15 protein-coding genes are annotated in these 15,907 nt (G+C 40.5%); 9 read left to right on the plus strand and 6 right to left on the minus strand.

The window, feature by feature from the left end; all coding sequences use genetic code 11:
• The first annotated feature begins 51 nt into the window (after window positions 1-51).
• From ACXAH9_RS12160 to ACXAH9_RS12170, 3 genes are read left to right on the plus strand one after another with little or no spacing between them, the layout of a single operon-like run.
• Window positions 52-1,629 carry a capsule assembly Wzi family protein gene (locus tag ACXAH9_RS12160; RefSeq protein ID WP_474895133.1) on the plus strand — a complete coding sequence of 526 codons (1,578 nt, stop codon included), beginning with the start codon at window positions 52-54 and terminating at the stop codon, window positions 1,627-1,629.
• An 11-nt stretch (window positions 1,630-1,640) separates the two neighbouring features.
• Window positions 1,641-2,375 (plus strand): hypothetical protein, encoded by a 735-nt coding sequence (locus tag ACXAH9_RS12165; RefSeq protein ID WP_474895134.1) that lies wholly within the window; start codon window positions 1,641-1,643, stop codon window positions 2,373-2,375.
• Window positions 2,372-3,283: a hypothetical protein gene (locus ACXAH9_RS12170; RefSeq protein WP_474895135.1), complete on the plus strand. Its 912-nt coding sequence runs from the start codon at window positions 2,372-2,374 to the stop codon at window positions 3,281-3,283. The genes ACXAH9_RS12165 and ACXAH9_RS12170 overlap by 4 nt, the downstream gene beginning before the upstream one ends.
• Here the strand turns inward: ACXAH9_RS12170 and ACXAH9_RS12175 are convergent.
• The 4 genes from ACXAH9_RS12175 to ACXAH9_RS12190 form a co-directional block, all read right to left on the minus strand.
• Entirely contained in the window at window positions 3,267-4,139 is an 873-nt protein-coding gene (locus ACXAH9_RS12175) for a hypothetical protein (RefSeq protein ID WP_474895136.1), read from the minus strand. The genes ACXAH9_RS12170 and ACXAH9_RS12175 overlap by 17 nt on opposite strands.
• A 157-nt stretch (window positions 4,140-4,296) precedes the next feature.
• Entirely contained in the window at window positions 4,297-5,133 is an 837-nt protein-coding gene (locus ACXAH9_RS12180) for a DUF1647 domain-containing protein (RefSeq protein ID WP_474895137.1), read from the minus strand.
• Window positions 5,133-6,755, minus strand: coding sequence for a cyclic peptide export ABC transporter (locus tag ACXAH9_RS12185; protein ID WP_474895138.1), 1,623 nt, complete (start codon window positions 6,753-6,755; stop codon window positions 5,133-5,135). Before ACXAH9_RS12185 ends, ACXAH9_RS12180 begins: the two co-directional genes overlap by 1 nt.
• A 52-nt stretch (window positions 6,756-6,807) precedes the next feature.
• Window positions 6,808-7,722, minus strand: a complete 915-nt coding sequence (locus ACXAH9_RS12190) for a Stealth CR1 domain-containing protein (RefSeq protein ID WP_474895139.1) — start codon at window positions 7,720-7,722, stop codon at window positions 6,808-6,810.
• Between the two features lie 39 nt (window positions 7,723-7,761).
• Here ACXAH9_RS12190 and ACXAH9_RS12195 point away from each other — a divergent pair, with 39 nt between their 5' ends.
• A complete protein-coding gene (locus ACXAH9_RS12195) occupies window positions 7,762-8,358 on the plus strand; it encodes a LicD family protein (RefSeq protein WP_474895140.1) in 597 nt (198 codons plus the stop codon).
• Here the strand turns inward: ACXAH9_RS12195 and ACXAH9_RS12200 are convergent.
• On the minus strand, window positions 8,355-9,074 hold the full coding sequence (locus ACXAH9_RS12200; protein WP_474895141.1) for a phosphocholine cytidylyltransferase family protein: 720 nt from the start codon (window positions 9,072-9,074) through the stop codon (window positions 8,355-8,357). The genes ACXAH9_RS12195 and ACXAH9_RS12200 overlap by 4 nt on opposite strands.
• Before the next feature lie 161 nt (window positions 9,075-9,235).
• On the opposite strand from ACXAH9_RS12200, the gene aepX reads away from it, so the two are divergent.
• From aepX to ACXAH9_RS12215, 3 genes are read left to right on the plus strand one after another with little or no spacing between them, the layout of a single operon-like run.
• The gene (aepX, locus tag ACXAH9_RS12205) at window positions 9,236-10,528 is read left to right on the plus strand and encodes a phosphoenolpyruvate mutase (protein WP_474895142.1); all 1,293 of its coding nucleotides are present in this window, start codon (window positions 9,236-9,238) and stop codon (window positions 10,526-10,528) included.
• 3 nt (window positions 10,529-10,531) lie between these two features.
• Window positions 10,532-11,650, plus strand: a complete 1,119-nt coding sequence (gene aepY, locus ACXAH9_RS12210) for a phosphonopyruvate decarboxylase (RefSeq protein ID WP_474895143.1) — start codon at window positions 10,532-10,534, stop codon at window positions 11,648-11,650.
• A gap of 4 nt (window positions 11,651-11,654) precedes the next feature.
• Window positions 11,655-12,746: a 2-aminoethylphosphonate aminotransferase gene (locus ACXAH9_RS12215; RefSeq protein WP_474895144.1), complete on the plus strand. Its 1,092-nt coding sequence runs from the start codon at window positions 11,655-11,657 to the stop codon at window positions 12,744-12,746.
• A 128-nt stretch (window positions 12,747-12,874) separates the two neighbouring features.
• Here ACXAH9_RS12215 and ACXAH9_RS12220 read toward each other — a convergent pair whose 3' ends face one another.
• Entirely contained in the window at window positions 12,875-13,975 is a 1,101-nt protein-coding gene (locus ACXAH9_RS12220; protein ID WP_474895145.1) for a glycosyltransferase family 4 protein, read from the minus strand.
• On the opposite strand from ACXAH9_RS12220, the gene ACXAH9_RS12225 reads away from it, so the two are divergent.
• Window positions 13,951-14,766 carry a DUF3108 domain-containing protein gene (locus ACXAH9_RS12225; RefSeq protein ID WP_474895146.1) on the plus strand — a complete coding sequence of 272 codons (816 nt, stop codon included), beginning with the start codon at window positions 13,951-13,953 and terminating at the stop codon, window positions 14,764-14,766. The two genes, ACXAH9_RS12220 and ACXAH9_RS12225, sit on opposite strands and share 25 nt — an antisense overlap.
• Window positions 14,767-14,837: 71 nt before the next feature.
• A complete protein-coding gene (locus ACXAH9_RS12230) occupies window positions 14,838-15,890 on the plus strand; it encodes a phospholipase D-like domain-containing protein (protein WP_474895147.1) in 1,053 nt (350 codons plus the stop codon).
• The last annotated feature ends 17 nt before the right edge of the window (window positions 15,891-15,907 follow it).

Raw genomic sequence — 15,907 nt, forward strand, 5'->3', positions numbered from 1 at the left:
ATGGTGTAAAGATTTTAAAGACGCCTACTTTTGTGGCAAAAGTATGTATAGATGAAAACAGTACTTCGGAAAGGGTTATTTATTCTATTTCTCACAGCCATGACTCAAGGGCTGTCTGCACAGGTGATTATTCCGGGAGACTATGCCAGAGAGTACTATGATTTGCTACTATTTCAAGACACCTCTCTGAATAAACCAATCATTCAATATCCATCGATTGTAAGTCAGTATCATTCCGAGGAGGGCCCTTCATGGAATATCTGGGGAGAAAACTTTAAGCTCAATGGTGGCAGCTCAGTGCTTAGCATTGTAGATCCGGTTTTGCGTACAAATTATAATTCACTTATTCCCATAAGCTACAATGACGGGGCACAATGGAATGGACGCGGAGCAAATCTTTTTTTATCAACTGGAGTAGCTGGCAGGGTAGGTATTTTACAATATGCCTTTGTTCCAAATATTCAAGTTTCACAGAATAAAGACTTTTTCATTCCTGATACCCCTGCGGGACGAAGTGAGTATGCCTATCCATTTGATAGCCGCATCGATTGGGTCCAAAAATATGGAGAGGGTTCCTTTACCAATTTTGATCTGGGGCAGTCGGAGATACGATTGATTTATAAAAATGCAACTATTGGGGTTTCCACAGAAAACTTTAGGTGGGGGGTTACTCAGTTTAGCCCAATTCTGATGAGCTATAATGCTCCAGGCTTCCCACATATAGATATTGGAACGAATGTGCCAGTGGAAACCAAAATAGGAAGACTGGAAGGGCGAATATTTTGGGGACGACTTGTGGAATCAGACTATTTTGACAATGATCCTGATAAGGAGACTGGATATATATCTGGTATGCATATCGGCTATCAGCCCTCCTTTTTTCCTCAACTTAGCCTTGGTTTAAATCGGGTATTAAACACAAGGTGGTCGGATGGGGATTTGTCTTTCAAAGATGCGTTTGCATTATTTACTAAAACGAAGGGGAAAGGAGCTCAGAAAAATGATGAGTACGATCAAATGCTGTCTCTTTATTTTGATTTTGCATTCAGAGAGGTAGGTTTTAGAACATATCTCGAATTTGCGAGAAATGATTTTCCTGGTAGTGTGAGTGAGTTATTTCAAAACCCGGACCGATCCCGTGCATTTACACTGGGGTTAATGAAAACATTTGAATTAGGTAATGAGAGGCTCTTGAGTGTCCTGTTTGAGTCGACCACTTTGAGTACTAATCAGTTGCAAAGATTAAGCACAGGAAACCCAACCTATTATATTCACCCATGGTCTGTAAGAGGGTTTACAAACCGTGGACAAATTATGGGTGCAGGTATAGGTCCAGGTTCCAACTCAAATTTTATACGAGTAGACTTATATCAGCCTAAGGGTAAGTGGAGTCTAACGCTTACCAGAGTCAGATTCAATGATGATTACTTTGTGAGAGCGTTTAATGGTCAAAGTGATTTTCCAACCGATTTCGAGCGGACCATAAGGTTGGGCTATGTTGGCTTTTTTAATAAACTCACTATTAACCCCAATTTCTCATATACTTATAGAAATAACTGGTATTATGTGGATGAAAATGAAGCAACGAATATAATGGCAGGGGTTAACCTTTCATTTCGAATTGACTAAACGATTGCAATTTGGAAAGAGAGAGCGAACACCTTTACGCAACTATAGTTGATAGCAAAGAAACCAGCCTTCTTAAGAATCTTTCTAGCAGCATTAGCTCAATTTATCCGAACGCCCGTTTACATGTGCTTTTATTGGGTGGTTCAGGAAGACAAATCAGGAAGCTAAACATTGAGACTAAAGCTGCGACTTTCTATTCTCCTAATGCCATTGTCCCTTTTTATAAGTATCTGATATTAAAACTACGGCTACTTTTTTCATCAAGCAGAGCAATTAAAGGAGTTCTCAAACCGTATTTTCTTCTCTCATTGATCCAAAAACAGAGGAAAGGTGTAATCCTGATTGATCCTGATCTTAAGATTAAGGAACCAATAGCCGAAGCGGTAAATCAATTTTCAGTGTATGATGCAGTCCTTTTCCCTAATAGATTTTCAATGGATCCCAAGACATCCGAGGAAGGATTTATGAAGAATTTTAAAAGAGGGTTTTATACCTCATCACTGATTGGGTTTTCAAAAAATGCAGAAAGTGTTTTAAAGTGGTGGGCTATGGTTTGTACCTATCGATGTAAGAATGATAAAAAAAGAAGCCTTTATTATGAGCAATCGTATTTGAATTTTATCCCTGTAATCTTTGATAAGGTTAAAGTTATGTCCTCAAAATTCCATGTAATTACTGATGATAATAGTGATTATTTAGGCACTGATGATAAGAATGAAGTTGTAGCCGAATCAACTTTGATATGAATGTAGCTTTTTGCACATGTGTCACAAGCGATTATCTGGGATTTGCTCAAGCAACTTTTCAGTCTCTCAATGATACTCTTCAGGGGGAGGCCAGCTGCATTTCTTTGGTGGTTGATGACAATTATGACAGTTCGAAATATGAAGGGTTTGAAATATTAGATTTAGGTAAAATCGATCTCAAAAAATACGGGGAAGAATTGTTAAAAGTGAAAAAAGAAAGTCTTTCGTCTCGTTTTCGATGGATGTTAAAACCAATACTTCTCCAGTATTTGCTGAAAAGTTACGATGCTGTTTTTTGGGTGGATCCTGATCTGTATTTCTTTAATAATATCTCGTCGATAACCCAAAAGTTAGAATCTTTTGATGTTGTATTAAGTCCACACTGGCGCTCTTTTAATCCGTATGTCAATCAAAATGCTTTCTTCAACTATTTCTACCATGGCTTATTTAATGGGGGTTTTATTGGGGTATCCAGGAATTCAAGTGAACTTCTCGATCGGTGGATTAAAATGATGCTTTGGAAAAATGAGAACTCCAAAGAGTTAGGTGTTTTTGTTGATCAGGGCTATTTAGGATTGTTTCCGCTAATGTCTGAAAAATCTTACATCATTAAAGACAGAGGCTATAATCTCGCAGCATGGAACAAGCAGGAGTGCAAGCGAACCCTGGTTGATGGACAAGTACTTATCAACGGGGAACATACCGTGAAATTCATTCACTTCGTTCCTGACACCATTAAGAACATATTGAACGGGAAGGATAAATTATTGCGACCTCACTTGCGAAAATACCTGGAACATATGCTTGAAATAGAACCAGGCATGTCTCAGCTAAGATCTTATGATGTAAATCTGATAAAGAGGAAAACAAGGAAGGCCATGCCTCTAAGGACTACCACTTATCCTTAAAATATTTTAACGCCACTGTATTATTCCTATCAGCGTTATTGCGATTCCAGTTATTGATTTTAGCCAGGCTTGTTGACTTGAAAAAGCTTTGCTTGACAGGTGAAGTATAGCAGTACCTTTTTAATGGTAAAACGAACTTGTCAACTTTTGAATGTGCACTTATCCAAATGTCGTCAACAAATTTGATTTGCTCAGGAGTACCAGAATAGTCTTTGATGGTTTTAAGATCAAAAAATTCAGGCTTTATCAAGTACCCAGAATAACCCTGAATAATATCGGTTTTATATAAATCTTTAATCCGCGTACCTTTTACTGGAGTCGGAGGTATTTTTAACAAGTTGCTTTTTAGTGTGGTCGGCTTATCAATTAAATCTTTTGGCACTCGCCAGCCACTTGCAGCTAATATGCAGTCCGGATGTTCCTTTTCCGTCTGTTCAAATTCCTTTATGTAGTTAGGAGGATACATTTTGTCATCATCTACCACCAGGATCAACTGGTCTTTCGTTGAACTTTCAAGTGTTGGAATGAATTTCGTGGCGGGTCCGTAATCAATATCAACTCGTACAATTTCGACAGCCTTTAGCTCTTTGAGCCACTCTGGAATAACATACTCCTTGTTATTTCGAAATGATTTAAATGGGATATTGATACAGATTTTTTGAGGAAGTCTCCGTTGGTATAGCAGGCATTTGATTGTTGGTTGAATGTGATCAATTCGCTCGGGAATGGTTGTCAACGAAAGAATAACTTCAGAACGATCACTGGATTTGCTCCACAACTCGTCCAAACCTTTCAATGATTTTTGCTTGATTGTCAGAAAGTGCAGAAAATCTCTAATGAGATTTTTGCCTGACAAATGGTTATAGACCAAGACGCCTAGCACTGAAAGAATAAAAATGGAAATTAGGTATATCAATTCCTCGTATAAAAATTAGTACGCGAAGTTGCGAATACTTCAGCTAAGGTTAAAGCTTTAATTGCAATTATATGCCAAGGCATTCATAGAAACCCCCTCAATTACCTTTGATTTTATTTATGAGGACATCTAAAAACCTAAAAAAGTTGAAGTAGTGGAATGCAAGCCAACCTGGATTCAATGGCAGGTAACGAGGAAATCTATTTCTGACACTAACAAACGAAGTAGGTGAGCCAGAACTGATATCCACTTCGTCATTGGTCAAATTCAGCTCTTCGGAGTAGGACCTGCTGGCTAACAAAGATGATAATACAGATTGATCTCCCCGGTGGTTGGATCTATCTGCGCTTTCTGGCAATACACATTCCTTAACCAGGCAAAGGGATTTCCATTCCTCAACAAGTGCTTGAACATGCTTATTATTCGCTGAAAATGCACACGTATTACCTGCTCTGTTTCTAGATTTATATGCAGATGATGGAACTCCAACGAACTCCAATGTCGCTTTCATTGTCCAGTCTGTTAACCGCCCTGAACCGGCGAAAGGGAGGTAGGTTCCTTTTTCACTAATAATTCGCCATAAGGGCTTTAGGTTTTTCAGAATTTGATTGGCACTATCCATCCAGAAAATATTTCCACCGGTTTCCTTTATCAATTCTTCAATGATAATAGGTTTCCACGCCCATGTCATGTAATTCGGTTTGATGAATTCAGGATATTTTTCGAAATCGAAAACACGATATGTCACATGTTCAAACAATGAGCTATTCTTATTTTTGATGTTTTCCGCTTGCTCTTTTTCCAACCCCAGGTCATAAAAGACTATTGTACTGTTTTCAAACTCTCTGACTCTATTGAAACTGTATGCTAACTGGCAGAAACTTTTATAGAACTTGGCGTTGGCGGCAGTGACGATATAGTTGCTATTGTTCATTAAGCAGTTTCTTGCCTGGTGATTTTACCATCCCTCAGTTTAAGCACACGGTCAGCCATGGTGAAGTATTTTTCATCATGAGTGATCACGATGAGCGTCTTGTTCATGTCCTGAAGCAATGGAAGCACCTCTTTATAGAATACCTCTTTGAATTGTGGATCCTGATTAGCGGCCCATTCATCAAAAAGATAAATGTCTTTGTTTTCCAAAATGGAAATGATCAGTGCCAGTCTTTTTTTCTGCCCCTCTGAAAGATTCTTCGTGGTAAATCGATTGTTTTTGATTTTCACTTTGTGATGTAACTCAAACATTTTGAGCAACTGATTACCGTATTTTTCCAGGTATGCTTTGTTTACATTAAGGAATTCTTCAAATAAATAGGAGTCGACGAATACAGCCGAAAAACAGGAACGATATGTAGAAATATTATTCGATGTGATTTCCTGCCCTTTGTAGAAAATTTTACCAGAAATGGGCTCGTACAGACCTAAAAGCAATTTAGCCAATGTGGTTTTCCCACTACCATTGCCTCCTACGATGAAAAGCATTTCTTCATTTTCGATGGTAAGGTCTATTGGACCCATGGCAAAATGTTGATCAACATCATTGTGATAATAACTATGCTCTAATTGCTCAATACGTATCAATGCACTTTCATCTGTAGGATTGTTGAGAGGCTCCAGTCCACTGTTTTCACTATTGCTCAATAGCGTTAACCCCATCTGATCGATATGCTTCATGGATACTTCGATCCGTTTAAGGCTGGCAAAAAAACCTGAGGCTGTAGACAGAGGTGCCAAGGTGAATAAAACCAGAGTTAGATAATGGCCGAAAAACTCCAGGGTAACTATCTGAGAGAAGAAGACAACCAAAATCAAAACGGCCATTCCAAGCAAAAGAATCATGTCTGTTGCCCGGTTCATAATTGACGAAGCGATGCTCTCTTTCAGGTATCCTTCATTTTGTTTGTTGCTCGTAGGGATGATAAAATCATTAATGAATTTACGTTGCGATTGCTTGTTAAGTACCAACTCCTTTATACCAAAAACAAGTGCGTGAAAATGATCGAATAGATGCGTGAGCTGGGTTCTTCCATAATCAGCATACTTGCGAACGTAGGGGAGCATCACTTTAGTAAACAAAAACACAAAAAAGAAAATCAGCACTGTCGCCCCGGAGAGAAAGGGTGAGTACCACACCATATAAGCGAGTATTCCTATCACAGATGCCAACCCTGTGGTAACATTAGGTAGGCGTTCAATAGCGTATGCAATGGTCTTAATATCTTCAGTTAATACCGGTAACATTTTCTTCTGATTATGCTCCATCGTTTCGAAGCTGGCTCTGAGGAAGTTGTTCGAAAGTTTAACCCTCAAGTCATGAATGATGCGCTGAGTAAGCTTGGAAACGGCATAGGATGACGTGATGGACAGGATGCCATAGAGCAACCAGAAAATGCCGAACGATCTAATGAATATTTCAGGAACAAATTCATCGGCTTGTATGGCTTCATGAATGGTCTTGATGACAAGCGTAGAAAATACACCTGTAAGCACACTCGTAAATGCAGCAATCAGAAAAAGCTTTTTGGAGGCTGATATAAGGAGTTTTATGACTCGCATCTATGAATAGTTCTTGGGTTTGATGTTGGTGGGTTAGTTTTTCCGGACAAAGTTACTTCTCATATCCAGACTTATCAGGGTACATTCGATGTAAGAACTCTTGGACAATCGCTACAACCTTTTGGTTTGGATTTTCTCCCTGATCATCATTCAAACAATAGAATTTTGGTTGCTTCTTTTCCAGCCACTTAAATGCTCGCTTTTGCCTTTTCAGGTTGTTAGTAATCTTGTGAAAAGAATGAATTTTTAGTAATTCGGGTAGTTTGATTGCTCTGCAAAGGCCGGACTGATGTTTGAGCGTGAACCACCGGTAAAGCTTATAAGTCATCACATCTGAGCCTTCTCTAAACTTATGCGACTTGATCTCCTTGATTAGTTCCGGGCGGGCATCCTGCATTCCCTGCCACCACTCCTTCCGAATCAAAAGTGGTGAATGCTCGATAAGCCCCAATCCTACAATGTCATTTTTCTTGTTGAAAATACGCCACCCAAGGTTTTCTCCAATGAGTGTCCCATGGATCAGTACCTTTCCATCTTTAGTATAAAAATCTTCGGGATACACCTCATTACCAAATAGGAAGTCGTCGTTGAGATAAATAAAATCATCGGATAGGCCAGGGATTTTATGAATGTAGCTTTCAATCACATTGTAGTTGAATGTGGGGACATCCGGCTCATCAAATACCTCATCATGATGAACCACTGAGATCTTGGGATGATCGACATTGAGCCAATTGGGTTTCTGAGGACGACAGGTGAAAATGTAAATGTGGTTGATCCATGGAGCAAATTTTTCCACTGATCGCAAACTGTATTTCATTAAATCGAAGAGGTCACGATACCGTTCAGGGTTGAGGTCCAGCGGTTTTTCAGAGTATTTATTCACTAGTTTCTGATACTCCAGATCATTGCCATCTACCCATGTGTAAACCAAATCGATTGGCTTATTTATCTCTTGTTTACTCAATGATTCAATTAGTTTGACCGAATTCCCTTTTTTTGCGTCATGATACGCCTCATCCAATATCTCAAACGCGTTGCAAATGTAGTTTTATTCGCTTTGCCCGGTCGATACCGTCAGCGAAAGCTTGCGATTTTGGAGGAGATGTTTCGAAAATCGATCAGTGTCCTAAAAGAATCAGGTGAGCCTTACTGGCTGGATTTCGGCACTTTGCTCGGTTATCACCGAACAGGAGGTATCATCCCACACGACATTGACATTGATGTGGCCATGATGGAAAGTGCTTATGACGCTATTAAAAAGCTGAAAGATAAAATGCCAAAAGGCCTGCGTTTTTATGATACTTCAGCAAATCATGAAGGGCCAAAGGTTTACTTTTCTTATAAAGGCTATGATTTCGACATCTTCTTTTACCAAGATGAAGGCGATTCTGTCCGCACATTTGTAGAGGCCAACTATCCTAATGAGCGTCAGCATATTCCCAAGAAGCTGATTTTTCCATTGAAGGAAGATTCATTCCTTGGAGAAAAAGTAACCGTCCCTGGTGATACGTTAGGCTACCTTGAACTCATGTACGGTTATTTAGGAACCGGTGGATGGAGAGATCAAAAAACGGGACTGTGGCATCCACCAAAATCTTAGTCTAATCTTGGAAGGATTTTCTCCTTAGCTCGCTCCAGGTGATCTTGATTGTCAATTTCACACCAGGCCAGATCATCCAGCTTTAATACGTTTACCTTATGATCATTTGATAGCTGAGAGATAGCAATCTCATAATCCTTTTTGGATCCGTCTTCGGCTTCTTTATGGTGTTGCTTTAATTTCTCTAGCAAACCCATGGAGATTTTCCAGATGCCCACCAGCTCGGCATCCACAGACGCTAATTCCTCTTTTTTCTTGGAAAGATTTTTCAGTTTACCATCTTCAACTTCCACGTAAACCTCATCATTGGATTGAGTGAATCCACTGCATAAAATGATGTCTTTTTCCTCCGCATCAATCAGGCTTTTGATTGCATCAGAGTGATAAAGCAGGTCAGATTCCAGCAAGAGAAAATCTCCTTTGATCAAATCTGAACCATAAATTAAAGTATGGAAGCTTCCGGTTGTTGCATAGTCAGGACTCAAAAATGTTGTCAGCCCTTGTTCTTTAGCAAATTTCTCGTAGTGCTCATGCAGGTGACCGGTTCCTATGATTACATTTTTAATCCCATTTTCCTTCAAAAGCCTGACGGATCGTTCAATCAACCGTTCCTCACCAACTGGCATGAATCCTTTTGGGATATCAAAAGTGTATGGTTGTAGCCTGGTTCCTCTTCCGGCGGCTAATATTACGGCAGTTTCAATCGTTTGCGTCATCTCTTAGAAAATAAGGAGGAGATTCCCTCGGTTTCCAATTACTTTTGCGCGAAGATAGAATATTCTAAATCGCAATAGGTGAGCATAAATTCATAATTAAAAATATTCTGTTTAGGGGTAAATGAATTTACAAACACCTATTAGAAAATTTTCATAGCTAAATGAAGAAAGTATACGTAGGAATGGGGACAGACCTCATCCACCATGGACACATAAATATCATTGAAGTCGCTCGTGAGCTTGGAGAGGTAACTGTAGGGTTACTCTCGGATAAAGCAGTAAGCAAATACAGCCGAACGCCGTTTTTATCTTACGATGAGCGAAAGAAAATCCTCGAGAATCTCAAGGGAGTGAAGGAAGTAATCCTTCAGGAGGATTTGGATTACGAAAAAAACCTGAAAGAACTGAAGCCTGATTATGTCGTTCACGGCACTGATTGGAAAACCGGCCCACAGAAACATATACGGGAAAAAGTGATCAAACTACTCAACGAGTGGGGAGGAGAACTGGTAGAGCCAGAATATACTTCAGGTATCTCATCAACGGGCCTCCGACAGGCATTGAAAGAAGTAGGTACAACCCCGGACATCCGAAGAAGAATGTTGAGACGACTTCTTGAATCAAAAGATATCGTTAGAGTACTGGAGGCACATAATGGTATCTCGGCGCTTATTGTGGAGGAAACAAAAGTGGATGCTGGAAACGAATCACGGGAATTTGATGCCATGTGGGTGAGTTCATTGACGGACTCAACAGCAAAAGGAAAGCCTGATACAGAATACGTTGACAGAACGTCACGATTTAATACCATTAATGATATCCTGGATGTAACCACTAAGCCAATTATTCTGGATGGCGATACAGGAGGAGTTTCAGAGCACTTTGCTTTATTGGTAAAGAATCTCGAGAGACTTGGTGTTTCAGCTGTAATCATCGAGGATAAGGTAGGTCTAAAACGTAATTCACTTTTCGGTACAGAGGTAAAGCAGGAACTAGATACCGTTGAGGGATTCTGTGAGAAAATCAATACCGGAAAGAAAGCACAGGTTACTGAAGACTTTATGATCATTGCTCGTCTTGAGAGCTTGATTGCTGAGCATGGGATGGATGATGCACTAAAAAGAGCGAAAGCCTACATCGAAGCTGGAGCAGATGCCATCATGATCCATAGTCGTCATAAAGACGGTTCTGAAATCATGGAATTTATGAAGCGCTACCAAGAGTTCGAATATAAAGTTCCTGTCGTATCTGTACCTTCTTCTTACAATCAGTTTACAGAGGATGAACTGAAAGAAGCAGGGTTCAGCATTGTCATTTATGCGAACCATTTGCTTAGAGCGGCGTTCCCGGCGATGAAGAAAACAGCGGAATCGATTTTGGAGAACAAGCGCTCGAAAGAGGCTGATGAGTATTGCATGTCGATAAAAGAAATCCTGACTATACTCCCTAATTAAGCAATGCTAAACCCTAAGAATTTTCTAAAATCAATCCGATCGCAGGGCATTGAGTTTTCAGCAGGAGTACCTGATTCATTGCTGAAAGACTTTTGTTCAGTGATGACCGACGAAGGTTCAGATATTATTGCGGCTAATGAAGGAGGAGCGATTGCTCTTGCCATGGGCCATCATCTGGCTACCGGAAAAATTCCATTGGTTTACATGCAGAATTCCGGTTTCGGAAACTGTGTAAATCCTTTGACCTCATTGGCGGATAGCGATGTATACTCCATTCCAATGCTACTAATGATAGGTTGGAGAGGAGAGCCGGGAGTAAAGGATGAACCTCAGCACGTAAAACAAGGTAGAATTTCTGAGGAATTGCTTCAGGCTATGGAGATTCCATACGCCATTCTTTCTGAGGAGGAGAATGAAGCTGAAAAGCAACTCGAAGACGCAGTAAAAACAATGGGAGAAACAAATGCTCCTTTTGCACTGCTCGTACGAAAAGGAACGTTTGAGAAATACAAGCTTCAAACGAAAGTTGAGAATCCATATACAATCAACCGTGAGGAGGTGATCGAGTGGATGCTAAAAGAAATGGAGGAAGAGGCGGTAATTGTTTCTACTACCGGTAAATCTTCCCGTGAAGTGTTTGAGATTAGAGCACGTAACAACATGGGTCATGGAAAGGACTTCCTGACAGTTGGAGGAATGGGGCACGCTTCTCAGATTGCCTTAGGTATTGCTTTGGGTAAGAAGAATCGTCCGGTTTACTGTCTGGATGGTGACGGTGCAATGATCATGCACATGGGAGCAGGAGCGATTGTTGGCAACCAGTCTGTAAATAACTACAAGCATATTCTCATCAATAATGGCTGCCACGAATCAGTAGGTGGACAAGCGACTGTGGGCTTTGCAATTGACTTTCAGAAAATCGCAGAGGCATCAGGCTACAAACAAACCTGGTTAGTAGAGAAGATGGATGACTTACCTGCTGTTTGGGAGAAATTTCAACAAGCAGACGGCCCGGTGATGCTGGAAGTAAGAACCACAGAAGCTTCAAGAGCTGACTTGGGTAGGCCGACAACCACACCTGTACAGAACAAGGAAGCTTTTATGAAAAACCTTAGCAACTAATAAGATGCTACACAAAAAAGAACTTGATCGTAAAATATTACTGAATCCCGGCCCTGCCACTACTTCCCAACGAGTAAAAGAAGCCCAGTTAGTTTCAGACATCTGTCCGAGAGAAAAAGAGTTTGGGCAAGTAATGCATGATATCTGTGATGGTATCCTGAAGGTAGGTAGTGCGCAGAAAACGCATCGAGTTGCACTTTTTGGGGCGAGTGGTACGGGAGCAATGGAAGCATGCATGGTTTCTGCTATTGGGAAAGACGATCATGTGCTGGTCATCACCAATGGAGCATACGGAATCCGAATTAAAGCAATATGTGATGGATACGGATTGAAGAACACCTCCATGTTTGAGTTCGGTGATTACCCGGAACCAGCAAAAATCAAAAAAGCTCTTGCCTCAGGAAATTACACCCACCTGGCGATGGTGCACCACGAGACCTCTACGGGTATGATGGATCCGTTAGAGGAAGTCGCAGAGATTTGTAAAGAGACGGGCGTTAAATACATTGTGGACGCGATGAGCTCCTTTGGGGCGTATCCAATGAATCTAGCTGAACTAGAGATTGACTATTTGTTTTCCAGTTCGAATAAATGCATTCATGGAATGGCAGGACTTTCATTTGTGATCTTCCATAAAGAACGAACGGATGATTTAAAAAGCAATGGTACCGGCTTCTACTTTGATGTATACAAGCAGTGGGACAACCTGCAGAAAAAAGATCAGTTGAGGTTCACACCGCCGGTGCAGACCAGTTATGCGTTCCTCGAGGCAATAAAAGAGCACGAAGAGGAAGGGTTAGAGAATCGCTGGAAGCGCTACCAGGCCAACTGGCAGAAATTATATGATGGGTTTACAGCTCTTGGATTCACACCATTCCTACCATTAGAACAAGAGTCAAAAATTTTGTTAGCACTGAATTTGGATAAGCCCGGATTGGATTTTAACAATTTTCATGATTACCTCTATGAGCATGGAATCACCATCTATCCAGGAGTAATTCCTGAAAGCAAAACATTCCGAGTTGCTGTGATTGGTGATCTCTACGAGGAAGACATGGACTATGTAATGGAGAAAGTTCGAGCTTACTTCAAGTAAATTTAATGGCCTCATTTCCTTGGGAGTTAAGTCGAGTCATGGGAATCACATATGGTGTTTAACTCAGATTGACAGGATTCCCAAGTCTTGTTCGTATCTCTCTCGCAAGGGAATAGGGAAACCTTATTTCATTTCAAATAAACCTCGTTCACTTCTTTCGACACCTCCGCCCAGTCATATTTCTTCACTTCTTCCAGTCCATGTTGGGATAGTATTTCACGTTTTTTAGATGGAATGAGGTTTTCGATGCATGCTACGAACTCTCTCAAATCTCCCGGCTCGGCGAATCCTGACGCCATCTCCGGAGTGATCACGTTTTTGTAGCCAGAATTGGCATATCCAGCAATCGGAGTTCCGACAGCCATTGATTCCAATAATACAATTCCAAAGCTTTCTCCATAAAGGGCAGGTGCCAGGTAGATGTCTGACTCCATAAGTATACGATATTTTTCAGCCTCACTAACAAAACCCAGTAGTTCCACGTCAACCAGTGAGTGGTCTTTGATGTATTGTTCCACCTCAGCTCTGCCATCGCCATCCCCAGCGATCAGAAGCTTCATTTGCGGGTACCGCCCCTTTAATTGATGAAAAGCCTGCAGCGCATGCATAACCCCTTTGCGTGGTTCTAACCGGCCCATGAAAAACATCTGGAAGTAATCATCACTCCGTTTCGACTTCTGTGGAGCGATTTTTTCTATCTCCTCCAAATCGATTCCGTTTGGGATAATATGAATTTTTCTTTTCGAAAAGCGCGATATAAACTGTGATTGACTTTTTGAAACACTAATGATCTGATCCAGAAACTTAAACACTCCCTTAGCAACAGTTGGCATAATCCAGTCTCCCACAAAACGACTTTTGGGTGTGTCATGAAATGTGGCAACCTGTTTGGTTTTCGAGTGTTTTAATACTTGAAAGGGTAGAAAAGGATTCCAGATGGTGTGATAATGAATGATGTCAAAAGACTCGCCATTCAAGAAGTTCTTTAAAGCCTGCTTCTCTTCACCCAGCGCAACATTTACGTCAATCTTTGTGCCTCCAACATTTACAGATCTATTTCGACCAAAAAAGTGAACATTTTTCTCTTCTACTAAATTGGCATTAATATTGGGTGCAATGATTTTAACATGATGACCTATCATTGTAAGATGCTTGGACAAACTCACAATGTGAGACTTAACACCACCGGGGCGTGAAAAATCATATGGACATACCAGTGCAATCTTCATCTAAATCTTTCTTTCGGGTATGGAAGGTGGCAGTGCTTTGTATTCTGCTGATCCTGGCCGGCTTCCAAATTCAGGCTCAAAATAAATCATATCCATTCAAACCGGGCGAGAAACTGACCTATAACATGAAGTTTGGCTGGTTTAATATTGGTGAGGCTGTGGTATGGTTGGATCCAGAGTTTCATTACCCTAAAGGAAAATCAAAACCACATTACCGAATTCAGTTTACAGTTACAACAGCCAGCTGGTTTAAGGTGTTTTCTAAGCTACGGGTTTGTATGGAGTCTCTGATTGAAGTAGATGAGCTTCAGCCGCTGAGATCTGACCGAGATATGGAGGGAAAGGGGATGATAGATATTCGACATGATTATTTTTCTTATGCTGATTCAGTTTCGGTAAAGGCCTATATTGAGGATGTTGACGAATGGAGATACCACCGTTTCCCCAATGGGAATGTCCCTATTCGGGATGCATTAAGCACGTATATGTGGTTAAGAAGCCGTGATAAGTCCCAATTTACACGAACAGTGGAAGTACGCACGTTCTTCTCAAACGACTTGTATGAGTTTAAAATGCTTCCAGGAGAGAATGTTACTCATAGGTATAACAGCCGAAAAGTTCGTGCGTTGGAATTCGGACTTGTCTTCCCCGAGGGTGAATATTTCGATAAAGGCAAGACCGGAAGAGTAGTCATGAGTGATGATCGAAACAGGTATCCCTTACGATTTGAAATTGATATGACTGTAGGATCATTCGTTTTCGAGCTGGATGAAGTGGAGTATATGGACTAGCATCCTTTACCTTTGCACCACAAAAAAATTCATTGGCTAAATCAAACATTTTATTGGGTTCACAAGCCTTTATGAAAAGGCTGGAGGAAGTTGCTGCAAAAGCAAAAGATTCTTTTTATGCCCAGGCAATGACCTTCGAGGGGGACGAAGCAGGTAAGTGGTTGATTGAGGTGATGAAAGCTAGTCCGGCCAGTAAGAAAAAACTTTTGATTGATTGCTATTCCAAACTGGTAATCAATGATCACTTTATCCCATCTCTCAAGTATCTCCAGGATAAAGACTTTAGAAATGAGGTAAAGGCAACTTCTAAACTGATTAATGAAGCCAGGGAAAATGGGATTGAAGTAAAATTCACTAATCCAATTGGGTTTTTAGCTTTGAAGTATCCACTTAGGAATCACAAAAAAATGGTCATCATAGATGGTGAGATAAGCTTTTTAGGTGGAATCAATTTCAGTGATCACAACTTTGTTTGGCATGATATGATGGTGGAGGTATCTGATAAAACCTTAGGCAAAAGCTTGAATGAAGACTTTGAAATGACCTGGCAGGGAAACAATCAATCCGGCAGCTTTGAAACCGATCAAGGTCAATTGTATCTTTTTAATGGATCCAAAAGCAAAGAACTATATCAGTCTTTTTTTGGTCATATCAGGGTCGCCAGAAAGCAAGTGCAAGTGATCTCACCTTATATTTCTGAGCCATTATTAGGGGTATTGCGGTCGATAGCTGACAAGGGTGTAGAGATCACGGTTATTTCTCCACAAGAGAACAACAAGTCGATCTTCAAGAACATCATTTTATCAGAGCAGGAAAAGGGATATTTTCATTTAAAAGAATACCCAGGCATGTCACATATGAAAGCCATTCTGGTGGATGATGAAAAGTTGATTTTTGGGAGTAGTAATTACGATCTGGTAAGCTACTATTTTGAGCAAGAAGTGGTTTTTGTGTCAGAGGACAAAGCATTGATCGATGAATTTCGTGAGAAAGTATTGGCTGATGTTGGTGATTTTAATGCTGAATCTGTTTCAGCATTCGGGAAACGAAAAGCTGATTTATTGATGGGAATGCTCAATACGGTAGGTGGATTTGTGTCAAGAACTTTTTTACGTCCCCATTAGTTAAATTTGCGGTTGAT

The organism is Ekhidna sp. ABH4_415 (assembly GCF_056161305.1).